General features: G+C 62.1%; 18 protein-coding genes. 5 read left to right on the forward strand and 13 right to left on the reverse strand.

What is annotated here, in order from left to right; all coding sequences use genetic code 11:
• Window positions 1-116: 116 nt before the first annotated feature.
• The 10 genes from OQ248_RS08410 to OQ248_RS08455 form a co-directional block, all read right to left on the reverse strand.
• Entirely contained in the window at window positions 117-1,535 is a 1,419-nt protein-coding gene (locus OQ248_RS08410) for an FAD-dependent oxidoreductase (protein ID WP_007909438.1), read from the reverse strand.
• A gap of 33 nt (window positions 1,536-1,568) precedes the next feature.
• Window positions 1,569-6,014: a glutamate synthase large subunit gene (gltB, locus tag OQ248_RS08415; RefSeq protein WP_265812573.1), complete on the reverse strand. Its 4,446-nt coding sequence runs from the start codon at window positions 6,012-6,014 to the stop codon at window positions 1,569-1,571.
• 350 nt (window positions 6,015-6,364) lie between these two features.
• Window positions 6,365-7,963, reverse strand: a complete 1,599-nt coding sequence (locus tag OQ248_RS08420) for an AAA family ATPase (protein ID WP_265812574.1) — start codon at window positions 7,961-7,963, stop codon at window positions 6,365-6,367.
• Between the two features lie 10 nt (window positions 7,964-7,973).
• Window positions 7,974-9,074: a 3-dehydroquinate synthase gene (gene aroB / locus OQ248_RS08425; protein WP_119429530.1), complete on the reverse strand. Its 1,101-nt coding sequence runs from the start codon at window positions 9,072-9,074 to the stop codon at window positions 7,974-7,976.
• 142 nt (window positions 9,075-9,216) lie between these two features.
• Window positions 9,217-9,735, reverse strand: coding sequence for a shikimate kinase AroK (aroK, locus tag OQ248_RS08430; RefSeq protein WP_011332081.1), 519 nt, complete (start codon window positions 9,733-9,735; stop codon window positions 9,217-9,219).
• Window positions 9,736-9,739: 4 nt separating this feature from the next.
• Complete coding sequence (gene pilQ / locus OQ248_RS08435) at window positions 9,740-11,818, reverse strand: type IV pilus secretin PilQ (RefSeq protein ID WP_265812575.1); 2,079 nt, start codon at window positions 11,816-11,818, stop codon at window positions 9,740-9,742.
• Window positions 11,819-11,831: 13 nt separating this feature from the next.
• Window positions 11,832-12,356 (reverse strand): pilus assembly protein PilP, encoded by a 525-nt coding sequence (locus tag OQ248_RS08440; protein ID WP_134825217.1) that lies wholly within the window; start codon window positions 12,354-12,356, stop codon window positions 11,832-11,834.
• On the reverse strand, window positions 12,353-12,976 hold the full coding sequence (gene pilO / locus OQ248_RS08445) for a type 4a pilus biogenesis protein PilO (RefSeq protein ID WP_265812576.1): 624 nt from the start codon (window positions 12,974-12,976) through the stop codon (window positions 12,353-12,355). The genes OQ248_RS08440 and pilO overlap by 4 nt, the downstream gene beginning before the upstream one ends.
• Window positions 12,973-13,539, reverse strand: a complete 567-nt coding sequence (locus OQ248_RS08450) for a PilN domain-containing protein (protein WP_265812577.1) — start codon at window positions 13,537-13,539, stop codon at window positions 12,973-12,975. Before OQ248_RS08450 ends, pilO begins: the two co-directional genes overlap by 4 nt.
• Window positions 13,539-14,603 carry a pilus assembly protein PilM gene (locus OQ248_RS08455; protein WP_265812578.1) on the reverse strand — a complete coding sequence of 355 codons (1,065 nt, stop codon included), beginning with the start codon at window positions 14,601-14,603 and terminating at the stop codon, window positions 13,539-13,541. Before OQ248_RS08455 ends, OQ248_RS08450 begins: the two co-directional genes overlap by 1 nt.
• Window positions 14,604-14,819: 216 nt before the next feature.
• Here OQ248_RS08455 and OQ248_RS08460 point away from each other — a divergent pair, with 216 nt between their 5' ends.
• On the forward strand, window positions 14,820-17,267 hold the full coding sequence (locus OQ248_RS08460) for a penicillin-binding protein 1A (RefSeq protein ID WP_265812579.1): 2,448 nt from the start codon (window positions 14,820-14,822) through the stop codon (window positions 17,265-17,267).
• A 162-nt stretch (window positions 17,268-17,429) separates the two neighbouring features.
• Here OQ248_RS08460 and OQ248_RS08465 read toward each other — a convergent pair whose 3' ends face one another.
• The 3 genes from OQ248_RS08465 to rpmE all read right to left on the reverse strand — a co-directional run bounded on the left by OQ248_RS08465 (window position 17,430) and on the right by rpmE (window position 19,925).
• Window positions 17,430-18,698, reverse strand: coding sequence for a malic enzyme-like NAD(P)-binding protein (locus OQ248_RS08465; protein ID WP_265812580.1), 1,269 nt, complete (start codon window positions 18,696-18,698; stop codon window positions 17,430-17,432).
• 184 nt (window positions 18,699-18,882) lie between these two features.
• Window positions 18,883-19,665, reverse strand: a complete 783-nt coding sequence (locus OQ248_RS08470) for a thermonuclease family protein (protein ID WP_265812581.1) — start codon at window positions 19,663-19,665, stop codon at window positions 18,883-18,885.
• A 41-nt stretch (window positions 19,666-19,706) separates the two neighbouring features.
• A complete protein-coding gene (gene rpmE / locus OQ248_RS08475; protein WP_007952398.1) occupies window positions 19,707-19,925 on the reverse strand; it encodes a 50S ribosomal protein L31 in 219 nt (72 codons plus the stop codon).
• Window positions 19,926-20,093: 168 nt separating this feature from the next.
• Here rpmE and OQ248_RS08480 point away from each other — a divergent pair, with 168 nt between their 5' ends.
• The 4 genes from OQ248_RS08480 (at window position 20,094) to hslV (ending at window position 25,666) form a co-directional block, all read left to right on the forward strand.
• Window positions 20,094-22,313: a primosomal protein N' gene (locus tag OQ248_RS08480; protein ID WP_265812582.1), complete on the forward strand. Its 2,220-nt coding sequence runs from the start codon at window positions 20,094-20,096 to the stop codon at window positions 22,311-22,313.
• A gap of 212 nt (window positions 22,314-22,525) precedes the next feature.
• Entirely contained in the window at window positions 22,526-24,262 is a 1,737-nt protein-coding gene (gene argS, locus OQ248_RS08485) for an arginine--tRNA ligase (protein ID WP_085711292.1), read from the forward strand.
• A gap of 1 nt (window position 24,263) precedes the next feature.
• On the forward strand, window positions 24,264-24,980 hold the full coding sequence (locus OQ248_RS08490) for an SPOR domain-containing protein (protein WP_085711050.1): 717 nt from the start codon (window positions 24,264-24,266) through the stop codon (window positions 24,978-24,980).
• Between the two features lie 155 nt (window positions 24,981-25,135).
• Entirely contained in the window at window positions 25,136-25,666 is a 531-nt protein-coding gene (hslV, locus tag OQ248_RS08495; RefSeq protein WP_007968352.1) for an ATP-dependent protease subunit HslV, read from the forward strand.

The following is a 25,666-nucleotide window of genomic DNA, read 5'->3' on the forward strand; positions in this document are numbered from 1 at the left end:
TGTCTATCGGGTCAATTTGTCGCAATGATTTCGCGGATTCCAGCAACACCCTGAAAACAATGTGGGAGCTGGCAAGCCAGCTCCCACAGGTATTGCGGTGCAGTTTCGAACCGGGTTTAGACGCCCAGGTAATCCAGGATCCCTTCCGCCGCATTGCGGCCTTCGAAGATCGCCGTCACCACCAGGTCGGAACCGCGCACCATGTCGCCACCGGCAAAGATTTTCGGGTTGCTGGTCTGGTGCTTGTACTGACCTTGCTCAGGCGCAACAACGCGGCCCTGGCTGTCGGTCTGGATCTCGAACTGTTCGAACCACGGCGCCGGACTCGGACGGAAACCGAAAGCGATGACCACGGCGTCGGCCGGGATGATCTCTTCGGAACCCGGGATCGGCTCGGGGCTGCGACGGCCACGGGCGTCCGGTTCGCCGAGACGGGTCTCGACCACTTTCACGCCTTCGACCTTGTCCTCGCCAACGATGGCGATCGGCTGGCGGTTGTAGAGAAATTTCACGCCTTCTTCCTTGGCGTTCTTCACCTCTTTGCGCGAGCCTGGCATGTTCGCTTCGTCACGACGATAGGCGCAGGTCACCGACTTGGCGCCCTGGCGGATCGACGTGCGGTTGCAGTCCATCGCCGTGTCGCCGCCGCCCAGCACCACGACCTTCTTGCCTTTCATGTCGACGAAATCTTCCGGCGACTTTTCAAAGCCCAGGTTGCGATTGACGTTGGCGATCAGGAAGTCCAGTGCGTCATACACACCCGGCAGATCCTCACCGGCAAAACCGCCCTTCATGTAGGTGTAGGTGCCCATGCCCATGAACACGGCATCGTATTCGGCGAGCAGTTGCTCCATGGTCACGTCCTTGCCGACCTCGGTGTTGAGGCGGAATTCGATGCCCATGCCGGTGAAGACTTCGCGGCGATTGCTCAGCACGGTCTTCTCCAGCTTGAACTCGGGGATGCCGAAGGTCAGCAGACCGCCGATTTCCGGATTCTTGTCGAACACTACCGGGGTCACGCCGCCGCGCACCAGCACGTCGGCACAACCGAGGCCCGCCGGGCCTGCACCGATGATCGCGACACGCTTGCCGGTCGGTTTGACCTTGGACATGTCCGGGCGCCAGCCCATGGCGAACGCGGTGTCGGTGATGTACTTCTCGACCGAACCGATGGTCACCGCGCCGAAGCCGTCGTTGAGGGTGCAGGCACCCTCGCACAGACGATCCTGGGGACAAACCCTGCCGCAGACTTCCGGCAGGGTGTTGGTCTGGTGCGACAGCTCGGCGGCCTGGAGGATGTTGCCCTCGGCCACCAGTTTCAGCCAGTTCGGAATGAAGTTGTGCACCGGGCACTTCCATTCGCAATACGGGTTGCCGCAGCCCAGGCAGCGGTGGGCCTGGTCGGCCGACTGCTGGGGTTTGAACGGTTCGTAGATCTCAACGAACTCTTTCTTGCGTTGACGCAACAGTTTCTTCTTCGGATCTTTGCGCCCGACGTCGATGAACTGGAAGTCGTTATTCAGACGTTCAGCCATTGTTAAAACCTCATCAAACTCTTCAGGCGCATATCACTGCGGGTTGGCACGGGTGCTGGAAAGCAACGACTTCAGGTTGGCAGCCTTCGGCTTGACCAGCCAGAAACGACGCAGGTAGTCATCGAGGTTCTCGGCGAGTTCACGACCCCACTCGCTGTCGGTTTCCGCGACGTACTCGTTCAGCACGTTCTGCAGGTGGCTGCGATAGGCTTCCATCGCCTCGCCGCTGATCCGCTGGATTTCCACCAGTTCGTGGTTGACCCGGTCAACGAAGGTGTTGTCCTGGTCGAGCACGTAGGCGAAACCGCCGGTCATGCCAGAGCCGAAGTTGTAACCGGTCTTGCCCAGGACGCAGACGAAACCACCGGTCATGTACTCGCAGCAGTGATCGCCGGTGCCTTCCACGACCGTGTGGGCACCGGAGTTGCGCACGGCGAAACGCTCGCCTGCGGTGCCGGCGGCGAACAGCTTGCCGCCGGTGGCGCCGTACAGGCAGGTGTTGCCGATGATTGCGCTGTTTTGAGTCTGATAAACGCTGCCCTTCGGCGGCACGATGACCAGTTTGCCGCCGGTCATGCCTTTGCCGACGTAGTCGTTGGCATCGCCTTCCAGATACAGATTCAGGCCGCCGGCGTTCCACACGCCGAAGCTCTGCCCCGCAGTGCCCTTGAAGCGGAAGGTGATCGGCGCCTTGGCCATGCCTTGGTTGCCGTGCTTGCGAGCGATTTCGCCGGAGATCCGCGCGCCGATCGAACGGTCGCAGTTGCAGATGTCCAGATCGAACTCGGCGCCGCTGAGGTCGTTGATCGCCGACGTCGCCATCTCGACCATTTTCTCGGCCAGCAGGCCCTGGTCGAATGGCGGGTTGCGCTCGACGCCGCAGAACTGAGGTTTGTCCGCCGGGATGTGATCGCTGCCCAGCAGCGGGGTCAGATCGAGGTGATGTTGCTTGGCGGTCTGGCCTTCGAGGACTTCCAGCAGATCGGTACGGCCGATCAGCTCTTCGAGGGAACGCACGCCGAGCTTGGCCAGCCACTCACGGGTTTCTTCGGCGACGTAGGTGAAGAAGTTCACCACCATGTCGACGGTGCCGATGTAGTGATCCTTGCGCAGCTTCTCGTTCTGGGTCGCAACACCGGTGGCGCAGTTGTTCAGGTGGCAGATACGCAGGTATTTGCAGCCCAGCGCGATCATCGGCGCAGTACCGAAGCCGAAGCTTTCGGCGCCGAGGATCGCTGCCTTGATCACGTCGAGGCCGGTTTTCAGGCCGCCGTCGGTCTGCACCCGGACCTTGCCGCGCAGGTCGTTGCCGCGCAGGGTCTGGTGGGTTTCGGCCAGGCCAAGTTCCCATGGAGCGCCAGCGTATTTGATCGAGGTCAGCGGCGAAGCACCGGTGCCGCCGTCGTAGCCGGAGATGGTGATCAGGTCCGCATAGGCCTTGGCCACACCGGCGGCGATGGTGCCGACGCCCGCTTCAGCCACGAGTTTCACCGAAACCAGCGCCTTCGGGTTGACCTGTTTCAGGTCGAAGATCAGCTGCGACAAGTCTTCGATGGAATAGATGTCGTGGTGCGGCGGTGGCGAAATCAGGGTCACGCCCGGCACTGCGTAACGCAGCTTGGCGATCAGCCCGTTCACTTTACCGCCCGGCAGTTGACCACCCTCACCCGGCTTCGCACCTTGAGCGACCTTGATCTGCAGCACTTCGGCGTTGACCAGGTATTCCGGGGTCACGCCGAAACGGCCAGTCGCAACCTGCTTGATTTTCGAGCTCTTGATGGTGCCGTAGCGTGCCGGGTCTTCGCCGCCTTCGCCGGAGTTGGAACGCGCACCGAGGCGGTTCATGGCTTCGGCCAGGGCTTCGTGAGCTTCCGGCGACAGGGCGCCCAGCGAGATGCCGGCGGAGTCGAAGCGCTTGAGCACCGACTCCAGCGGCTCGACTTCGCTGATGTCCAGCGGCTTGTCGAGGGTCTTGACCTTGAACAGGTCGCGGATCATCGACACCGGACGGTTGTCCACCAGCGAGGTGTATTCCTTGAACTTGGCGTAGTCGCCCTGCTGCACGGCGGCTTGCAGGGTGTTGACCACATCCGGGTTGTAAGCGTGGTATTCGCCACCGTGGACGAACTTCAACAGACCGCCCTGCTGGATCGGCTTGCGCGGACTCCAGGCTTCGGTGGCCAGTGCTTTCTGCTCGGCTTCGATGTCGACGAAACGCGCACCCTTGATGCGGCTCGGCACGCCACGGAAGCTCAGATTGCAGACTTCTTCGGACAGACCGATGGCTTCGAACAACTGAGCACCGCGATAGGACGCGATGGTCGAGATGCCCATCTTCGACAGGATCTTCAGCAGGCCTTTGGTGATGCCTTTGCGGTAGTTCTTGAACACCTCGTAGAGGTCGCCCAGCACTTCACCGGTACGGATCAGGTCGCCCAGCACTTCGTACGCGAGGAACGGATAGACCGCCGACGCACCGAAACCGATCAGCACCGCGAAGTGGTGCGGATCGCGTGCGGTGGCGGTTTCCACCAGAATGTTGGAGTCGCAGCGCAGGCCTTTTTCGGTCAGGCGATGGTGCACCGCACCGGTGGCCATCGAGGCGTGGATCGGCAGCTTGCCCGGCGCGATATGGCGGTCGCTCAGGACGATCTGGGTACGACCGGCACGCACGGCTTCTTCAGCCTGATCGGCGACGTTGCGGATCGCCGCTTCGAGGCCGACGCTTTCGTCGTAATTGAGGTCGATGATCTGCCGCTCGAAACCCGGGCGGTCGAGGTTCATCAGCGAACGCCACTTGGCCGGCGAGATCACTGGCGAGCTGAGGATCACGCGCGAGGCGTGCTCCGGCGATTCCTGGAAGATGTTGCGCTCGGCACCGAGGCAGATTTCCAGCGACATCACGATCGCTTCACGCAGCGGGTCGATCGGCGGGTTGGTTACCTGCGCGAACTGCTGGCGGAAATAGTCGTACGGCGTGCGCACGCGCTGGGACAGCACGGCCATCGGCGTGTCGTCGCCCATCGAGCCAACGGCTTCGTAGCCTTGTTCGCCGAGCGGACGCAGTACCTGATCACGCTCTTCGAACGTGACCTGATACATCTTCATGTATTGCTTGAGCTGATCGACGTCGTAGAAAGCCGAACCGTGATCGTTGTCTTCCATGGTCGCCTGGATGCGCAGGGCATTCTTGCGCAGCCATTGCTTGTACGGATGACGGGATTTCAGACGGTTGTCGATGGCGTCGGTGTCGAGGATCTGCCCGGTTTCGGTGTCCACGGCGAGGATCTGGCCAGGGCCGACACGGCCCTTGGCGATCACGTCCTGCGGCTGGTAGTTCCAGACGCCGATTTCCGAGGCGACGGTGATGAAACCGTTGGTGGTGGTGACCCAGCGCGCCGGACGCAGACCGTTACGGTCGAGCAGGCACACCGCGTAGCGACCGTCGGTCATTACCACGCCGGCCGGGCCGTCCCACGGTTCCATGTGCATCGAGTTGTACTCGTAGAACGCACGCAGATCCGGGTCCATGGTTTCGACGTTCTGCCACGCTGGCGGAATGATCATCCGCACGCCACGGAACAAGTCGATGCCACCGGTGACCATCAGTTCGAGCATGTTGTCCATGCTCGAAGAGTCGGAACCGACACGGTTCACCAGCGGGCCGAGTTCTTCCAGATCCATCAGATCGTTGGTGAACTTGGTGCGACGGGCCTGGGCCCAGTTGCGGTTGCCGGTGATGGTGTTGATCTCGCCGTTGTGGGCGAGGAAGCGGAATGGCTGAGCCAGCGGCCATTTCGGCAGGGTGTTGGTGGAGAAACGCTGGTGGAACACGCAGATCGCGGTTTGCAGACGCTGGTCACCCAGGTCCGGATAAAACGCGGCCAGATCGGCCGGCATCATCAGGCCTTTATAGATGATGGTCTTGTGGGAAAAGCTGCAGATGTAGTGATCGGTGTCGGCGGCGTTGGCCACCGACGAACGACGACGGGCGCTGAACAACTTGACCGCCATGTCCTGATCGCTCAGGCCTTCGCCGCCGATGTACACCTGTTCGATCTGCGGCAGGCGCTCAAGAGCCAGGCGGCCGAGGACGCTGGTGTCGATCGGCACTTTGCGCCAGCCGATCAGTTGCAGGCCTTCGGCCAGGATCTCGCGGTTCATGTTCTCGCGAGCGGCTTCGGCCTTGGCCGGATCCTGATTGAAGAAGACCATGCCCACGGCATATTGCTTGGGCAGCTCGACGCTGAAGGTTTCCTGGGCAATGGCGCGCAGGAAGACGTCGGGTTTTTGAATCAGCAGACCGCAACCGTCACCGGTCTTGCCGTCGGCATTAATCCCACCGCGGTGGGTCATGCAGGTCAGGGCCTCGATGGCCGTTTGCAATAGGGTATGACTGGGTTCGCCCTGCATATGGGCTATCAGGCCGAAACCGCAGTTATCCTTGAATTCATCTGGTTGGTACAGACCTGCTTTCATAGACACTTTCTCACCAGGCTGCCTCTTTTCGAGGCAAATTTCTTTTCAATTCAACCACTTGCATCTCGCGCCGAACGTACGCCGGCTTTGCGGGGGCAAAAGGGTGGTCATTGTACACAGCGACACAGACGCTCACAAATTTGACGACGAAATGTCGCAAATCCATGTCGCATTTGTGAAAGGTTTAAAGCGATCTGCTGTGCTAGTCAAAACTTTTTTAATTCTGACCGCAACGACTCAAAGACTACTGTGACGCAGACACCACAAGGCACGCGGCCCGTAGGGGCGGCGCGCACTTGTAGAAATTTTGAGGTGCTTGGAGAGGCGGCCTGGGTAAGGCCGCCGAATCTTCAGCGAGTTGTTGCCAGTTCCTGTTGGACGCTGGCGACAGTGCGAGGCCAAGGTTTACCAGCCTGAACCTTCGCTGGCAAGGCCTTGATGGCAGAAACGGCCGCATCACGATTGGCAAAGCTGCCATAGGTGATCACGTAGAGAGGCTTGCCGTTGAGGACTTTCTTGAAATAGCGGTACTCGCCGCCCTGCTCCTTGACGAAGCTTTGCGCAGCGGCTTCGGAGCTGGTGCCGAGGATCTGCACCACGTAGTTGCCCGGGGCTTGACCTGCGTACCAGCTGCCACCGGCGGCCTTGGCGACGGTGACCGGCTTCTCGGCGGCTTTCTCGGCCGGTTTGGCCGCAGCGGCAGGCTTGGCAGGCGCCGGGGCTGGCTTGGCGGCTGGCGCAGCCGGAGCAGGCGCTGGCTTGGCCGTGGCAACCTGGGTCGGTGCCGGCGTCGGTTTGGCCGCAGGGACCGGAACCGGAGTCGGCGCAGGACCGGCAGGCACGCCGGCCGGTGGCGCGGTGGTGGTCACGGTCGGCGGTGTATTGCTCGAGCCTTCCAGCGGTACGCCGTCGTCACCTTCGGTGATCCCGCCGGCCGCTTCGGCCAATGGCTTGCGCATGACCGGTTGCGAATTGCCGACCAGCGGCAACGGCATCGGCTGGGTGTTACCGGCGAACTCCACGTTCGGCGCACCACCCTGGCCCAATGGCAGCTGAGCCTGTTCATTGGCCGGCGCGCCGGTGGTCGGCGCCTTGTTGCGACCGGGCATCAGCCAGGCGGCAGCGACCGCCACCACGACAACGGCGGAAATCGCCAATACGTGTTTCTTCGGCATGTTGAACCCCATACTTGGACGCTTCACCGCAGAGCGGCTGGCAATCATGACTTCGATCAGTGCATCGCGAGCGACCTGGTTGATGTTGCCGGGCCAACCCTCGGAGCTTTCGTGAATATCAGAGATCTGATCCGCGGTGAAAAGTTCGACACCGCGGCCTGCGCCTTCGAGCCGCTGGTCGAGATACTCGCGGGTTTCTTCTTCGGTGTACGGCTGCAATTCGATGACGTGGAAGCGCTCTTCTTCGAGGTGCAGGGCCTCGAGCTGGGCGATCAGCGACGACTCACCGAACAGGAACACATGCGGACGGCCTTCCGGCGCACCGGCACCCAAAGCCATCAGGGCTTCGAGGGCGGACTCGTCGAGCTGCTCGGCATCATCCACCAGCAGATAGACTTCCTGGCCGGTCAGCGCCAGTTGCACCACTTGATCGAGGATCGCCCCGACTTCGGCCTGGGCCACATTCAGCGCCTGGGCGACCTGACGCAGCACACCGGCTGCATCGCCCGCACCACGGGCCGAGACGACAACACTCTGAACCGACTGCTTGTTAGTGCTCGCCACCAGCGCCTGGCGCAGCAACGTCTTGCCGCTGCCCTGAGGGCCGGTGACCACCAGCAGCAACTGGCTGTAACGCGCCAGGTGATGCAGTTGACCCAGCACCGGTTTGCGCTGGGCCGGGAAGAATTTGAAGCCCGGGACCCGTGGAGCGAAAGGGTCATGACTTAACTGGAAATGGCCGAGGAACGCCTCGTCGGCATGCAAACTAGTCATCGGAATCTTATTAACCTTTAAGCTGAGCCAGAGCGCGGTAATCCGCTCCCAGCGTGGCCTGTAGAACCTCTTTCGGATAATCGTCGGTCACTACCGCTTCGCCCATCCGGCGCAGCAGCACCAGGCGCAGACGACCGTCGATCACTTTTTTGTCAATTGCCATATGTTCGAGAAAATCGGCTTCGGTCATCTCTTCCGGCGGAACCACCGGCAAGCCGGCACGCTGGAACAAACGAATGCCGCGATCGCGTTCCTGCTCGCTGATCCAGCCGAGGCGCGCGGACATTTCCATCGCCATTACCGTGCCAGCAGCGACCGCTTCACCGTGCAACCAGACACCATAGCCCATGTGGGTTTCGATGGCGTGGCCGAAGGTGTGGCCGAGATTGAGCGTGGCGCGTACACCGGTTTCCTTCTCATCGGCGCCGACCACCGCCGCCTTGGCGGCGCAGGAGCGTTCGATGGCATAGGTCAGGGCTTTCTGGTCCAGCGCACGCAGGGCATCGACGTTGTCTTCGAGCCAGGTCAGGAACGGCTCGTCGCAGATCAGGCCGTACTTGATGACTTCCGCCAGGCCTGCCGACAGCTCGCGCGCTGGCAGGGTTTTCAGGGACGCCGTATCGATCAGCACCACGTTCGGCTGATAGAAGGCGCCGACCATGTTCTTGCCCAGCGGATGGTTGATCCCGGTCTTGCCGCCCACCGACGAATCGACCTGGGACAGCAGCGTGGTAGGAATCTGGATGAAATCGACACCGCGCTGGTAGCAGGCGGCTGCAAAACCGGCCATGTCGCCGATCACACCGCCACCGAGGGCGATCACCGTGGTGCGACGGTCATGACGGGCGGTCAGCAGGCCGTCGAAGATCAGTTGCAGGGTTTCCCAGTTCTTGAAGGCTTCGCCGTCCGGCAACACCACGGAAACCACCGAAAACTGCGACAGACTGCGGGTCAGACGCTCGAGATAGAGCGGCGCAACGGTCTCGTTGGAGATGATTGCCACTTGCCGCCCATGGATGTGCGGAGCCAGCAATTCAGGCTGATCCAACAGTCCTTCGCCAATATGAATCGGGTAGCTGCGCTCGCCTAGATCGACCTTGAGTGTCTGCATGTGTCCCCACAGTGAAGATGGAAGCAGGCGTCCTGCCTTGAATTATCGGATGTCCCCGGTCTTGAGAGGTGTGACGCCGCTTGCGTGCGATCCGCCACAACCCTCGACAGGACGCCGAGGATAGCGCATTTCGGGCGGCGCTTTAACGGGGTGGAAGTTGCGCCAGACGGTCAAGAATGTCGAGTACCACCATGCGTGGCGGCCGCTCGTCGGTTTCCACCACCAGATCGGCGATTTCCCGATAAAGCGGATCGCGGATCGCCAGCAGGTCGCGCAGGGTTTTCTCGGGATTGGCCGTGCGCAGCAGCGGGCGATTGCGGTCGCGGGAGGTGCGGCCGACCTGCTGTTCGACGGAGGCGTGCAGATACACCACCCGCCCGCCCTCGTGCAGGGCCTTGCGGTTGGCATCGCGCATCACCGCGCCGCCGCCCGTCGCCAGCACTACGCCGTCGAACGCGCACAGCTCGGCGATCATCGCCTGCTCACGATCACGAAAACCGGGCTCGCCTTCCTTGTCGAAGATCCACGGGATATTGGCGCCCGTACGCAGTTCAATTTCCTTGTCGGAATCCTTGAACGGCAGGCGCAGCTCTTTGGCCAGTAATCGGCCGATGGTGCTTTTTCCAGCCCCCATCGGTCCTACAAGAATCAAATTTCGCACAGAATCAACGACTCACAGCAATCGCCTGGTTATTCATGATACGCGGAGTGAGGAATACCAACAGCTCGGATTTTTTCTCCGAAACCACATCACGCCGGAAAAGGCGGCCAAGATACGGCACATCGCCAAGAAATGGCACCTTATCTACGACCTTGCTTTGAGTATTTGAGAAAACCCCACCAATCACGATGGTCTCGCCGTCGTTCACCAGCACCTTGGCGTTGACCTCGTTTTTCTTGATCGGCGGTACATCCTGCACTTTGTTCAGGTAGTCCGGTTCGTCCTTGGTGACCTTCACCTCCATGATGATGCGGTTGTCCGGAGTGATCTGCGGCGTGACCTCCAGCGACAGCGAGGCCTCCTTGAACGACACCGACGTAGCGCCGCTGGAGCTGGCTTCCTGATACGGAATCTCGGTGCCTTTGAGGATCTTCGCAGTCTCTTTGTCAGAGGTTACGACCTTGGGCTGCGAGACGATTTCCCCGTTGCCGGTCTTCTCCATCGCCGTCAGCTCTAGGTCGAGCAAGACGTTGTCGGTGATGAACGCAATGCCGATCCCGGACGTATTGTTGACCGTGCCCATGTCGACGAACGGCGAGTTGGTACTGGTGCTGCCCGGCGTGCCGATGGTGGTCGACGAGCCATTGCTGACCCCGGAAGTGTTCCAGTTGCCCTTGTTCTGGATCGACCCGCCCCAGCGCACACCCAGGCTCTTGTCGTAATCGACGTTGGCCTCGACGATCCGCGCCTCGATCATCACCTGACGCACCGGGATATCCAGCTGCGCCACGATCCGCCGCAGCTCGTCGAGGCGATCCTGGGTCTGGTAGGCAATGATGTTGTTGGTACGCTCGTCGACAGTGATCGAACCCCGTTCGTCGACCTTGGCCTCAGCGCTGGTGACCGACTGGAACAGCTTGGCGATGTCCGCAGCCTTGGCGTAGTTCACTTGCAGCAGTTCACGACGCAGCGGCGCCAGCTCGGCGATCTGTTTCTGCGACTCCAGCTCCTGCCGTTCGCGGGCGGCGATCTCATCCGCCGGCGCCACCAGCAACACGTTACCGACCTTGCGTTTGTCCAGGCCTTTGGTCTTGAGCACCAGATCCAGCGCCTGATCCCACGGTACGTTTTGCAGGCGCAAGGTGATCCCGCCCTGCACCGTGTCGCTGGCCACCAGGTTGAGGTTGGTGAAATCGGCGATCAGTTGCAGCACCGAACGCACGTCGATGTCCTGGAAATTCAACGACAGCTTTTCACCGCTGTAGCTGTTGCGGTCGGCGTTGCGCTTTTGCAGGTCGTCGATGGTCAGCGGACGGATACTCACCGTCAGCTTGTTGTCGGTCTGGTAGGTGGAATAGTCGAACGTGCCGCCGGGCTCGACGGTGATGGTCGCCCGATCGCCGCTCACGCCGGCATTGACGAACTGCACCGGGGTGGCGAAATCCTTGACGTCGAGACGCACCCGCAACGGCTCGGGCAACTGGGTGCGGGCGAAATTGAGGATGATCTTGCCGTCGTGCTCCTGGATGTCCGGCGCGATGGTCGGGTCGGACAGGTCGATCACGACATTGCCCTCACCCGCCGTGCCGCGCTGGAAATCCACGCCACGAATGGCTCTGGCGACGGGTGCGTAAGTCCGCGACGGGGCTGCCACCGGCGTGGCACGCGGTGTCTTCGCGGCAGGTCGCGGCGCGCTGGCCTTGGTGCCCTGACCGACCACCACGAACAGCGTGTTGCCCTCGACCCGGGCGTCATACGGCGCCAGTTGCGTCAGGTTGATGATCAACCGGGTACGGTCATTGGCCTCGACCACCGTGGCAGAGCGCGCATTGCCGCTACCGAGGTCGCGGGTCTTGGTCGCGAGCTGGCTGGCCACTCCCGGCAGGTCGAGGGCGATCCGTGCCGGCGAATCGGTGGTGTAACCCTTGGGCTGCGGCGGCGGGCCGTCGAACGACAGTTTCAGCTCGACGCGATCACCCGGCAGCGCCGCCACGTCCAGCGTCTTCAGGTTGGCCGCGTGAACCATCGGTGAAAGCAGCGCTATCCATAGCGAAAAACCGAGGGTGGAGAAAATCCTGTTCATTGTTCGACTTCCACTATGAGTGCTCTTTCAAAGGAATGGTGCGCGGTCGCTCCAGCCAGGCGCCTTCGCCATCGGGAACGATTTCGACCACATCGACCTGGGAGGCGCTGATCGCGACAATGCGCCCGTCGTTGCGCCCCAGGTAATCGCCGACTTTCAGCCGGTGCACCCCGCCCGCCCCGCGCAGCAGCGCAAAGGAACCGGAGGCATTGGAAATCGTGCCGACCATCTCGAACTGCTCGATGTTGAAACCTTCGAGGTATTGCTTGACCCGGTTCGGGTCCGGCTTGACGTTGCGCGAGCCGTGCTGCTGCCCGGCCAGATCGACCCGTACCTGACGCGAGAACGGACTGCGCAGGTTCGCGGCGCTGTAGGTGAACGTGGGGTAGGAACGAAAGGTCGGCGTCGGCTCGATCTTGCCCGGCGGCCGCAGACGCACTTCATTCATGTAGGCGTCGAGATCGCCGAAGTCGTTGCCGCCGCAACCGCTCAGCCCCAGCATCAATGCCGACAACAGAAGAAAACGGATCGGGCTCATTTTTGCAGCCCCTTGTCGTTGTAGCGGTACGTCTTGGCGAGGATGCTCATGCGCAACTTGGTCCCGCCTTCCGGGTTGGCCGGCGCCAGCTCGAAGTCGTGCAGCGTGACGATCCGCGGCAACCCGGCCACGCCACTGACGAAGGTGGCAAGGTCGTGATAGGCGCCCGTGACAGTGATCTGGATCGGCAATTCGATGTAGAACTGCTGCGTCACCTCCGGCAACAGCTTGATCTCCTCGAACTCAAGACCACTGCCCAGCCCGGTGCGCGTGATGTCTTCCAGCAATCCCGGCACCTCCGTGTCGCTGGGCAATTGCCGCAACAGCACGCCGAACGAGTTCTCCATCTCCTTCATCTGCTGGGTGTACAGCTCCAGATTGGCCGCCATGTGCGCCTTGCTGGAGAACTGCTCCTTGAGCGTGGCTTCTTCCGTGCGTTTGGTTTCGAGCTCGCTTTCCATGTCACTGACGAAAAAGTTGTAGCCCAGGGCCAGCACCAGAATCATCAATAGCCCCCCGGCCAGGCCTTTCACGGCCGGCGGCCACGAGCCGATGTTGCTGGTATCCAGGTCGTTGAAGTCGATATTGCGCAGGCTGGCCAGCCATTCGGACGGTTTCATTGATCGTCCTCCAGGTTTTTCGGCCGGGTCTGATGGACGGTCAACTGGAACACATTGGCCTGATCCAGCTGCCCCGCCGTGGTTGCCTTGACCTCGTTCAACGTCGGCGCATCAAACCAGTCGGACGCCTCAAGATTGCGCATCAGGTCGGAGACCCGGTTGTTCGATTCCGCCGCACCGCTGATCGACAGGGTCTTGCCGACCATCTTCACGCTGGTGAAATAGACGCCGTCGGGCAGGGTCCGCGCCAGTTGATCGAAGATCCGCCCGCTGACCTGCCGGTTGCCTTGCAGGTCCTGGATGATGCGCATGCGCTCCACCAGTTGCTGGCGGCGCGCCTTGAGTTCGCTGATCTGCTTGATCCGCTCATCGACCACGGCAATCTGCCTGCCGATGTAATCGTTACGCGCCTGCTGATGTTCGATGGCCGTGCTGAATATCTGAGCGGCAATGAATACTGCGCCGACCGAACCGACCACCACACCGGTCAGGGTCAGCAGAAAGCGTTTGCGCCGTTCTTCGCGGCGCTCCTCGCGCCAGGGTAAAAGGTTGATCCGCGCCATCAGTCGAAACTCCTGAGCGCGAGCCCGCAGGCAATCATCAGGGCCGGCGCATCACTGGCCAGGGCCCCGGCGTTGACCTTGCTGCTCAAGGCCATGTCGGAAAACGGATTGGCGACCTGGGTCGGGGTGCCCAGACGCTCCTCGATCAAGCGGTCCAGCCCCGGCACCGACGCCGTGCCACCAGCGAGCAAAATGTGATCGACCGCGTTGTACTGACCGGAAGCGAAAAAGAATTGCAGGGAACGCGAAACCTGTTGCACCAGCGCCTCGCGAAACGGCTGCAGGACCTCGCCGACATAATCGTCCGGCAGACCGCCCTGCTTCTTGGCCAGCCCGGCCTGTTCGAGGGTCAGGCCATAGCGGCGCTGGATTTCCTCGGTCAGCTGGCGTCCGCCGAACAGTTGCTCGCGGGTGTAGATGATCCGCCCGTTGTGCAGGACGCTGAGGGTGGTCATGGTCGCGCCGATATCGACCACCGCAACGGTCAGGCGCTCCTGCGAGGCCGCCAGTTGCGTGGCCAGCAGGCCGAACGAGCGCTCCAGCGCATACGCCTCGACATCCACCACTCGCGCCGTCAGGCCGGCAAGGGCCAGCGCCGCCTCACGGACTTCGACGTTTTCCTTGCGACAGGCGGCCAGCAGCACGTTGACCCGCTCGGGGTTGCGCGGCGAAACGCCCTGGACCTCGAAATCGATGGCGACTTCGTCCAGCGGGTAAGGGATGTATTGGTCGGCTTCGATCTTGAGCTGGTTTTCCAGCTCGTCGTCGGACAGCCCGGCGTCCATTTCGATGACCTTGGTGATCACCGCCGAGCCGGCCACCGCCACCGCCACGCTCTTGAGCCCGGTGCGCGCCTTGACCAGCACCCGGGACAGGGCATGCCCGACGCCTTCGAGTTCGGCGATGTTCTTCTCGACCACGGCGTTGGCCGGCAACGGCTCCACCGCGTACGCCTCGACCCGGTAGCGCTCGCCCTGACGGCTCAGCTCCAGCAACTTCACCGAAGTGGAGCTGATATCGATCCCCAGCAACGTATTGGTCTTTTTATTGAAGAGTCCTAGCACTACCAATTCCCTATGACTTTCCGTGAGTTACGGACTCTGTAATGCGCATTGCGTTCCCTCGCCCCGTCTTGACAGAAGCGCAAATGACGCCCCCAGCGGAAAAGTGCTTATAATGCCCAGCGATTTTTTCCGCTTTTTACTGCCGGCGCGGGCCGTTCTGTGTGTTCCCGGAACCCTGTCGCCCAATTCATTCTTTGCCCTGGATGTCCAAAAGCCTTGATTCGTCTGCTGAAATTCTTCGGTTGGTCCATCGTCGCCGTTTTCTGCGGACTGCTTTTAGTTCTCAGCGGCGCGTTTCTTTACCTTAGTCCGGGTTTGCCATCTGTGGAGGCGCTGAGAAGCATTCAGTTGCAGATTCCGCTCCGGGTGTACAGCAGCGACAACAAGTTGATCGCAGAATTTGGCGAAATGCGCCGTACTCCGATACGTTTCGCCGACATTCCCCCCAATTTCATCAATGCGTTACTAAGTGCTGAAGACGACAACTTCGCCAATCACTATGGCGTCGATCCGAGCAGCCTGATGCGTGCCGCGACCCAGCTGGTCAAGAGCGGGCACATCCAGTCCGGCGGCAGTACCATCACCATGCAGGTGGCGAAGAACTTCTTCCTGACCAGCGAACGCAGCTTCTCGCGCAAGACCACGGAAATCCTCCTGGCCCTGCAGATCGAGCGTCAGCTGACCAAGGACGAGATCCTCGAGCTGTACGTGAACAAGATTTATCTGGGCAACCGCGCCTACGGCATCGAGGCGGCGGCGCAGGTGTATTACGGCAAGTCGATCCGCGAGGTCAGCCTGGCGCAGATGGCGATGATCGCCGGCCTGCCGAAAGCCCCGTCGCGTTTCAACCCGCTGGCCAACCCGGCGCGCAGCAAGGAGCGTCGCGACTGGATCCTCGGGCGCATGTACAAACTCGGCAAGATCACCGAAGCCGACTACACCGCTGCCATCAACGAGCCGCTGAACGCCAGCTATCACGTGCCGACACCGGAAGTGAACGCGCCGTACATCGCCGAGATGGCCCGCGCCGAAATGGTCGGCCGCTATGGCAGCGACGCCTATACCGAAGGTTTCCGCGTCACCACCACGGTGCCGAGCAACCTGCAGGAAATGGCCAACACCGCGCTGCACGAAGGCCTGATGACCTACGACCAGCGTCACGGCTACCGTGGTCCTGAATCACGCCTGCCGGGCAAGACCCGCGAAGCCTGGGCCGTCGAGCTGACCAAGCAACGCACCATCAGCAGCCTCGAACCGGCCATCGTCACCCAGGTCGACAAGAATGGCCTGCAAGTGCTGACCCGTACCGGTGAAGAGCATGTGGCGTGGGACACCATGAAATGGGCCCGTCCATTCCTCAATACCAACAGCATGGGCGCCGCACCGCGCCAGCCATCGGATGTCGCGCAGGTCGGCGACCTGGTGCGCGTACAGCGCCAGCCGAACAATTCGCTGAAGTTCAGCCAGATTCCGCAGGCCCAGGGCGCGCTGGTGTCGCTGGATCCGCAGAACGGTGCAATCCGCTCGCTGGTCGGCGGTTTCGCCTTCGAGCAGAGCAACTACAACCGCGCCATGCAGGCCAAGCGTCAGCCGGGTTCGAGCTTCAAGCCATTCGTCTACAGTGCCGCGCTGGATAACGGCTACACCGCCGCCACGCTGGTCAACGACGCGCCGATCGTGTTCGTCGACGAGTATCTGGACAAGGTCTGGCGTCCGAAGAACGACACCAACACCTTCCTCGGCCCGATCCGCCTGCGTGAAGCGCTGTACAAGTCGCGCAACCTGGTTTCGATCCGCCTGCTGCAGGCGATGGGCGTAGGCAAAACCATCGACTACATCACCCGCTTCGGTTTCAACAAGCAGGACCTGCCGCCAAACCTGTCCCTGGCGCTGGGCACCGCGACCCTGACCCCGATGGAAATCGCCACCGGCTGGAGCACTTTCGCCAACGGCGGTTACAAGATCACCCCGTACATCATCGACAAGATCGAAAGCCGCAATGGCGACACGCTGTTCGTCGCCAACCCGCCGACCGTACCACAGGGTGGCGCAGCCACCGACGGCATCGCGGCACCGGCGACCCAACCGATCACCGTCGACGCGGCACCGGTTCCGGGTGAAGTACCGGGCGCTGCAGCGGTGCCACAAGCTCCGGCAGTCGCCGAGCGCATCGTCGATGGCCGCACCACCTACATCCTCAACAGCATGTTGCAGGACGTGATCAAGCTCGGCACCGGTCGTCGCGCACTGGCCATGGGCCGCAGCGACATCGCGGGCAAAACCGGTACTACCAACGAATCCAAGGATGCGTGGTTCTCCGGTTACAACGCCGATTACGTGACCACGGTCTGGACCGGTTTCGACCAGCCGGAAAGCCTCGGTCGCCGGGAGTTCGGCGGCACTGTGGCGCTGCCGATCTGGATGAACTACATGAGCGCCGCGCTCAAGGACAAGCCCCCGCATGTCCAGCCGGAGCCGGAAGGCATCCTCAGCCTGCGGGTAGATCCGGTCAGCGGCCGCGCAGCCTCGCCGAGCACGCCAGGCGCCTACTTCGAGCTGTTCAAGGCCGAAGACACGCCGCCGTCGGTCAACGAGATCGGCAACGGCACGGCACCGGGCAGCCCGCTGCCGGCGGATGAACAGGCGCCGATCGATCTGTTCTGATCCTGAACCGCTAAAAAGCCCCGCCTTCGTGAGAAGTGCGGGGCTTTTTATTGCCTTCAGGATTGTGGTGGATGAACCGGCCAGACCCGATACAAAACCCTCAGGCACAAAAAAGCCCCGACTCTCACGAGCCGGGGCTTTCGGTTGAAGCGCTACAACGACTTAGCCGTTGAACACGTCATCCACGCTTTTCAGCGGGTAGTTCTTCGGATACGGCAGGGTCGCTACGCCGGTCTCGATCGCAGCCTTGGCCACGGCGTCGGAGATCACGGTGATCAGGCGCTTGTCCATTGGCTTCGGAATGATGTACTCACGACCGAATTCCAGGGAGATACCGCCGTAGGCGTCGCAGACTTCCTGAGGAACCGGCAGCTTGGCCAGTTCACGCAGGGCGTTGGCGGCAGCGATCTTCATTTCTTCGTTGATGCGCTTGGCGCGAACGTCCAGGGCACCGCGGAAGATGAACGGGAAGCCCAGTACGTTGTTGACCTGGTTCGGGTAGTCCGAACGGCCGGTGGCCATGATCACGTCGTTGCGGGTGGCGTGAGTCAGTTCCGGGGAGATTTCCGGATCCGGGTTGGAGCAGGCGAAGACGATCGGGTTGGCCGCCATGCGCTTCAGTTGCTCGGCGCTCAGCAGGTTCGGGCCTGACAGGCCGACGAATACGTCAGCGCCTTCGATGGCGTCGTCCAGAGTGCGCTTTTCGGTCGCGTGGGCGAACACAGCCTTGTACTGGTTCAGGTCGTCGCGGCCAGCGTGGATCACGCCGGTACGGTCGATCATGTAGATGTTCTCGACCTTGGCGCCCATGCTCACCAGCAGTTTCATGCAGGAGATGGCGGCAGCGCCGGCGCCCAGGCAGACGATCTTGGCTTCGCCGAGGGTTTTGCCAGCGATTTCCAGGGCGTTGATCATGCCCGCAGCGGTCACGATCGCGGTGCCGTGCTGGTCATCGTGGAATACCGGAATGTCGCACTGCTCGATCAGAGCGCGTTCGATCTCAAAGCACTCAGGCGCCTTGATGTCTTCCAGGTTGATGCCACCGAAGGTGATGGAAATGCGTTTTACGGTGTCGATGAAGGCTTGCGGGCTTTCGGAGTCGACTTCGATGTCGAAGACGTCGATGCCGGCGAAGCGCTTGAACAGCACGCCTTTACCTTCCATCACTGGCTTGGAAGCCAGTGGGCCGAGGTTACCCAGGCCCAGAATCGCGGTGCCATCGGAAATGACTGCAACCAGGTTGCCCTTGCCGGTGTACTTGTAGGCCAGTTCAGGATCGCGGGCGATCTCGCGCACTGGTTCAGCTACGCCGGGGCTGTAGGCCAGCGACAGGTCGCGGGCGGTAGCAGTGGCCTTGGTGAGCTCGACACTCAGCTTTCCTGGACGAGGATTGGCGTGATATTCGAGAGCGGCAGTTTTCAGATCAGACATTTTGGCATTCCGCTTTTTACTGTTGGACAGACTGGTCAGCGAGGATACGCGCCTCGCAAAGTCCCCACAAGACTGCCCGGTCACCCCTGTCAAGCGCCCTGCCCTACGACTTTGGGCCAAGAGCCACGGCGCACAAGGGCTAGACTGTTCACAATCAACAGAAAAAATGTCTACAACTTTTTGTTCAGCGGGACGATTGCAACATCGAAGGGTCGGTCAGCGGCAACAACCAGCGAGCCTGACCGGGTTTCAATCCGCCCCGTCGTGAACGGTCGACCACCCAGCCCCGGGCCTCGATCTGCCTGCCCTTCAGCGTTTGCAGGGAACTGCCAGCGAAGCGCTCCAGCAGATTGGGTGCAACGCGCAGTACAAGCTTGTCCTGCAACTCGATCCAGATTCCGCCACGATTGCGCTGAACCTTGCTCACACGACCACTGACGATGGCGAAACCCGAGCGTTCGATCTGCTCCGCTTTCAGTACAGGCGAGCGCTTCCACAAGCCAAGCCCGGCCTGCCGCGCGCTGCGTTCGGCAGCTTGCTGACAATCGACAAGATCGACATTCGGTGCCACCGCGACCTGGAATCCAAGGCCATCGGCGAGCATTTGCGCTTCGAGACTGGCGCCGCTGACGCTGTAGAGATGGGCGAGCGTACGCCCGTAATGGTCTTTTTCTTGCGCACCGAGGCGCAAACCGACCCGACCGCCACTGTCGGCCACCAAGGTTTCCAGGCGTTTGCGCGCGGCCACGGCAAAGGGTTCGTCGCTGCGACCCTGCTTGCCCAGCTCAGGCGTGTTGAGGCCGATCAGGCGTACGCTGCGGCCGTCACTCAGGCGCACCGTGTCGCCATCGACAACCCGCTGCACCACCACGCTCGACAGCCCCGACGGGGTCGGGCAGAAGGCATGGGCGCCGGACAGCCAAATCGCGGACACAAAAAAGGCGCCCACAAGGGACGCCTTTTTCATCAGACCGGAAAAGCCGCTGAGGTTTTCCAGAATGAGGGGCCTTAGGCCTTTTTCGCGCCGAAAGCACCGAAACGGTCGGCGAACTTCTGAACGCGACCACCGGTGTCCAGAGTCTTCTGCTTACCGGTGTAGAACGGGTGGCACTCGTTGCAAACGTCGATCGCCAGGGCTTTGCCGAAGGTCGAACGGGTTTCGAACTTGTTGCCGCAGCTGCAAGTTACTGCAACTTCTGGGTAATTCGGGTGGATATCGGCTTTCATGGTGTTTTCCTCAGCTGGCGTGCCGCCATCCAACACGATTGTTGAATACCGCACGTAATTAGGCCGCGGATTCTACCAGACAATGTCAATCGCGCAAGCTGTCCCTTAGACCGACCGTCTGCTAGGCTCCCGCCCTTCTTCACCGCCCCGCCTATGAGAATCCTCCGCGTGCCCGACGCCATTCTGCGCCTCGCCCTGCCTTCGCCCCTGCGCCGCCTGTTCGACTATCGGGCCCCGGCCGGCGTGCTGCGTTCGCAATTGCAGCCGGGCATGCGCCTGCGGGTGCCGTTCGGTCGGCGGGAGATGATCGGGATTCTGGTGGAAGTCACTGACACCAGCGAAGTACCGGTGGAGAAGCTCAAACCGGCGCTGGCCCTGCTCGACGCCACCGCACCGCTGCCGCCCGCGCTGTTCAAGCTGTGCCTGTGGACCGCCCAGTATTATCAGCACAGCCTCGGCGATACCCTGAGCTGGGCACTGCCGGTGCTGCTGCGCCAAGGCGAACTGGCCGAAGCCCGCCAGGAACGCTTCTGGTCCGCCGCCCCCGGCGCCAGCCTCGATGACCCGCGCATCGCCCGTGCCCCGCGCCAGCGAGAAGCCCTGGCGACACTGGCCCAGCATCCTCACGGCGTCGCCCATCAGTTGCTGAGCAAACTGATGCTGAGCAAGGACAGCCTCGATCTGCTGCTGGCCAAGGATCTGGTGCAGGTCGAAGTGCGCCGCCATGCCCCCGGCGTTCGTCACGAACACTGGCTGGCCCAGCCCGAGCTGCCGCTCAACAGCGAGCAGCGCGCCGCCTATGAAGCGATTCGCGCGGGTTTCGACAGTTATCACGCGTTCCTGCTGGCCGGTGTCACCGGCAGCGGCAAGACCGAAGTCTATTTGCAGCTGATCCGCGAAACCCTCGAGGCCGGCAAGCAGGCACTGGTGCTGATCCCGGAAATCAACCTCGGCCCGCAGACCCTCGCCCGCTTCGAACAACGCTTCAACGCGCGCATCGCCCTGCTGCACTCGGCGGTCAACGACCGCGATCGCCTCGACGCCTGGCTCGCCGCCCGGGATGGCGAGGCCGACATTATTATCGGCACCCGCTCGGCGCTGTTCACCCCGATGAAAAATCCGGGGCTGATCATCATCGACGAAGAACACGACGGCTCCTATAAGCAGCAGGAAGGCCTGCGCTACCACGCGCGGGATCTGGCACTGGTGCGCGCACGGCAGGAAAACATTCCGATCGTGCTCGGCTCCGCGACGCCATCACTCGAAAGCCTGCACAACGCCTACACCGGCCGGTACGGGCTCCTGCGCCTGAACGAACGGGCCGGCGGCGCCAAACAGCCACGTTTCCTGCGCCTGGATGTGAAAAGCCGTCCGCTGGACAGCGGTATTTCCGGGCCGATGCAGCAAGCCATCGGCCAGACCCTCGCCGCCGGCCAGCAGGTGCTGGTGTTCCTCAACCGTCGGGGTTTTGCCCCGACCCTGCTGTGCCACGATTGCGGCTGGATGTCCGAATGCCAGCGCTGCGATGCGCGGATGACCGTGCACCAGCGCTATGGCGAATTGCGCTGCCACCACTGCGGTTACGTCGAACGCACGCCGCGCCAGTGCCCGAAGTGCAACAAGGTCGATCTGCGGCCGGTGGGCGCCGGCACCGAGCGGGCCGAGGAACGACTGGCCATTCTGTTCCCGGATTACCCGGTACTGCGCGTCGACCGCGACAGCACCTCGCGCAAAGATGCGATGAACCAGTTGTTCGCCACCATTCAGAAAGGCCAGCCGTGCATTCTGGTCGGCACCCAGATGTTGGCCAAGGGTCACCACTTTCCCCGGGTCACTCTGGTGTCGATCCTCGACGCCGACGGCGGGCTGTTCTCCGGTGACTTCCGCGCCAGCGAGCGCATGGCGCAGCTGATCGTGCAGGTTGCCGGGCGCGCCGGGCGGGCAGAAGAACCGGGCAAGGTGATCATCCAGACCCACCTGGCCGACCATCCTTTATTGGTGCAACTGACCGAGCAGGGTTACTTCGCCTTCGCCGAACAGGCCCTGAGCGAGCGTCGCGCCGCCGGCCTGCCGCCGTTCGCCCACCTCGCCCTGCTGCGCGCCGAAGCGCACAAGCCGGGGCAGGCCGAAGGTTTTCTCGATGAAGCCTGCAGCGAGGCCGAGCGTTTGCTGGCCGAACAGAACCTGAGCGGCATCGAACTGCTGGGACCGGTACCGGCACCGATGGAACGCCGGGCCGGACGCTTCCGCGCGCAGCTGCTCTTGCAGGCCACGGCCCGGGCGCCGCTGCACCGGTTGCTGGCGAGCTGGCTGCTGGCGCTGGAGCAGATGCCGAGCGGCCGGGCGGTGCGCTGGTCGCTGGATGTCGATCCTGTCGATTTGTATTGATTGAACGATTGCTATCGCTGGCAAGCCAGCTCCCACAGGGGAATTGCGTCGTTCTTGTGGGAGCTGGCTTGCCAGCGATGGCTGACGAATTGTCACCACACATCCACATCCTGCCTGCTAAGGTTGGCAAGCCCGTCTTCGCAACGGATAATGCCCAGTTTTTCCACCCGCGCATTGATGCGCCGCCGCGCTTGCGGTCGAAAGAGAAGACCATGAAAGACACCATTCGCCAGCTGATCCAACAAGCCCTCACCCAACTCGTCAACGAAGGTGTGTTGCCTGAAGGCCTGACGCCGGCGATCCAGGTGGAAAACGCCCGGGACAAGACCCACGGTGATTTCGCCAGCAACATCGCCATGATGCTGGCCAAGCCTGCGGGCATGAAGCCGCGTGACCTGGCGGAAAAAATCATCGCAGCCCTGCCGGCTGACGAGAACGTCACCAAGGCCGAAATCGCCGGCCCCGGCTTCATCAATTTCTTCCAGAACACCCAGGCACTGGCCTCGCGCCTCGACGCCGCACTGGCCGACGCTCACGTTGGCGTGCGCAAGGCCGGCCCGGCGCAACGCACCGTGGTCGACCTGTCGGCGCCGAACCTGGCCAAAGAGATGCACGTCGGCCACTTGCGCTCGACCATCATCGGCGACGGCGTGGCCCGTGTGCTCGAATTCCTCGGCGATACCGTGATCCGTCAGAACCACGTCGGCGACTGGGGCACCCAGTTCGGCATGCTGATGGCATACCTGCAGGAAAACCCGATCACCAGCGACGAACTGTCGGACCTGGAAAACTTCTACCGCGCCGCCAAGCAGCGCTTCGACGAGTCCCCGGAGTTCGCCGACCGGGCCCGTGGCCTGGTGGTCAAGCTGCAGGCCGGCGATGCCGAGTGCCTGGCGCTGTGGACCAAGTTCAAGGACATCTCGCTGTCGCACTGCCAGAAGATCTACGAACTGCTCAACGTCAAACTGACCATGGCCGACGTGATGGGCGAAAGCGCCTACAACGACGACCTGATCAACGTGGTCAACGATCTGAAGGCCGCCGGCATGCTGGTCGAAAGCAACGGCGCCCAGTGCGTGTTCCTCGACGAATTCAAGAACGCCGAAGGTGAGCCGCTCCCGGTGATCATCGTCAAGGCTGACGGCGGCTACCTGTACGCCACCACCGACCTGGCCGCCGTGCGCTACCGCAGCGGCAAACTGAAGGCGGATCGCGCGCTGTACTTCGTCGACCAGCGTCAGGCCCTGCACTTCCAGCAAGTGTTCGCCGTGGCGCGCAAGGCCGGTTTCGTGACCCATCCGATGGAAATGGAGCACATGGGCTTCGGCACCATGAACGGCGCCGACGGCCGTCCGTTCAAGACCCGTGACGGCGGCACCGTGAAGCTGATCGATCTGCTGACCGAAGCGCAGGAACGTGCCTACGCATTGGTAAAAGAGAAAAACCCGACACTGGCCGACGACGAACTGCGCAGCATCGCCAAGGTTGTGGGCATCGGCGCGGTGAAATACGCCGACCTGTCGAAGCACCGCACCAGCGACTACAGTTTCAACTTCGACCAGATGCTCAACCTCGAAGGCAATACCGCGCCGTACCTGCTGTACGCCTACACCCGGGTGGCCGGCGTGTTCCGCAAGCTTGACAAGGATTACAGCGAAGTCGACGGCCAGATCGTCCTCGAAGCGCCGCAGGAGCACGATCTGGCAGCCAAACTGGCGCAGTTCGGTGAAGTGCTGAACAACGTTGCGGAAAAGGGCACGCCACACACTCTGTGCACCTACCTGTACGACGTGGCCGGCCTGTTCTCCAGTTTCTACGAGCACTGCCCGATCCTCGCCGCCGAGACCCCGGCACAAATGCAAAGCCGTCTGCGCCTTGCCGCGCTGACCGGCCGTACCCTCAAGCAAGGCCTGGAACTGCTCGGCCTGGAAACCCTGGAGCGCATGTAAGTTGGCTGCCAAGAAAAAACCTGCACCCAAGCGTGGCGCCAGCCGTTACCAAGCTCCTGCGAAGCAACCGATCCCGGGCTGGCTGTGGATGGCCATCGGCCTGACGGTCGGCGCGTTCATCGTGTTCCTGATGAAACTGGAGCCGGGCAAGGGCAGCGACACAGTCAAGCGCGAGAAGGTCGAGCAACAGCAACAACAGAAAGCCACCAAGATCGCCGAGGCCAACAAGACCCCGCCGAGCCCGACGCAACCGGTGAAGCCGAAGTACGACTTCTACACCCTGCTGCCGGAATCGGAAGTGATCGTGCCGCCTGACGCCGTGCCGGAGAAAACCCTGCCGACGCCACAGGTGCCGGCGATCCCGACCACGCCGGTGACCCCGGCGGAAGCGGCGAAGATCGACACCGCACGCGCCCAGGCTGCGCTGGCCGGGATTACCCCGCCGCCAGCGCCACCGGTGACCAAGGCTGCGCCGGTGACCAAGTTCTTCCTGCAGGCCGGCTCGTTCCGCAAGCAGACAGATGCCGACAAGGTGCGCGCACAGATCATTCTGCTCGGCCAGGCGGTCGCGGTTGAATCCGGGACGGTGAAGGATGAAACCTGGTACCGCGTACTGGTCGGCCCGTTCAGCAACCGCGAACAACTGACCACCGCCCAGAAACAACTGGCGGGCGCAGGGTTCAGCAACCTGTTGTTACAACAACGCCAGAGCCGCTGATTCCCCTCGAATGATCCTTCCCGCGCTCTGTGTGGGGAGGATCAGCGCAACAACACCGCTCGTCCCCTCTCCCTTCCTGCAGTTGAAATCCTCTCCACCACCCCCATATGAATGGGCATAAGGCATTTTCGCCCCGCAGTGTGGAGACTCTTCCCTTGACCACCATCGTTTCAGTCCGCCGCCACGGCAAAGTCGTCATGGGCGGCGACGGCCAGGTTTCTCTCGGCAACACCGTGATGAAAGGCAACGCGAAGAAAGTTCGTCGCCTGTACCACGGCCAGGTCATCGCCGGTTTTGCCGGTGCCACCGCCGACGCCTTTACCCTGTTCGAACGTTTCGAAGGCCAGCTCGAGAAACATCAGGGCCACCTGATCCGTGCCGCCGTCGAACTCGCCAAAGAATGGCGCACCGACCGCTCCCTGAGCCGCCTCGAAGCGATGCTCGCGGTCGCCAACAAGGACGCCTCCCTGATCATTACCGGCAACGGTGACGTAGTCGAACCCGAAGACGGCCTGATCGCCATGGGTTCCGGTGGCGCCTATGCGCAAGCCGCCGCCAGCGCCCTGCTGAAGAAGACCGACCTGTCGGCCCGCGAAATCGTCGAGACCGCTCTCGGCATCGCCGGCGACATCTGTGTATTCACCAACCACACCCAGACCATTGAGGAGCAGGATCTCGCTGAATAA

This window comes from Pseudomonas sp. COW5 (assembly GCF_026240005.1).
Taxonomy (GTDB): domain Bacteria; phylum Pseudomonadota; class Gammaproteobacteria; order Pseudomonadales; family Pseudomonadaceae; genus Aquipseudomonas; species Aquipseudomonas kribbensis.

Excerpts from the sequence above, each read along its gene's own strand:
- OQ248_RS08410 (WP_007909438.1), bottom strand. The coding sequence starts at position 1,535 with ATGGCTGAACGTCTGAATAACGACTTCCAGTTCATCGACGTCGGGCGC.
- gltB (WP_265812573.1), bottom strand. The coding sequence starts at position 6,014 with ATGAAAGCAGGTCTGTACCAACCAGATGAATTCAAGGATAACTGCGGT.
- OQ248_RS08420 (WP_265812574.1), bottom strand. The coding sequence starts at position 7,963 with ATGACTAGTTTGCATGCCGACGAGGCGTTCCTCGGCCATTTCCAGTTA.
- aroB (WP_119429530.1), bottom strand. The coding sequence starts at position 9,074 with ATGCAGACACTCAAGGTCGATCTAGGCGAGCGCAGCTACCCGATTCAT.
- pilQ (WP_265812575.1), bottom strand. The coding sequence starts at position 11,818 with ATGAACAGGATTTTCTCCACCCTCGGTTTTTCGCTATGGATAGCGCTG.
- OQ248_RS08440 (WP_134825217.1), bottom strand. The coding sequence starts at position 12,356 with ATGAGCCCGATCCGTTTTCTTCTGTTGTCGGCATTGATGCTGGGGCTG.
- pilO (WP_265812576.1), bottom strand. The coding sequence starts at position 12,976 with ATGAAACCGTCCGAATGGCTGGCCAGCCTGCGCAATATCGACTTCAAC.
- OQ248_RS08450 (WP_265812577.1), bottom strand. The coding sequence starts at position 13,539 with ATGGCGCGGATCAACCTTTTACCCTGGCGCGAGGAGCGCCGCGAAGAA.
- OQ248_RS08465 (WP_265812580.1), bottom strand. The coding sequence starts at position 18,698 with ATGTCTGATCTGAAAACTGCCGCTCTCGAATATCACGCCAATCCTCGT.
- OQ248_RS08470 (WP_265812581.1), bottom strand. The coding sequence starts at position 19,665 with ATGAAAAAGGCGTCCCTTGTGGGCGCCTTTTTTGTGTCCGCGATTTGG.
- rpmE (WP_007952398.1), bottom strand. The coding sequence starts at position 19,925 with ATGAAAGCCGATATCCACCCGAATTACCCAGAAGTTGCAGTAACTTGC.
- argS (WP_085711292.1), top strand. The coding sequence starts at position 22,526 with ATGAAAGACACCATTCGCCAGCTGATCCAACAAGCCCTCACCCAACTC.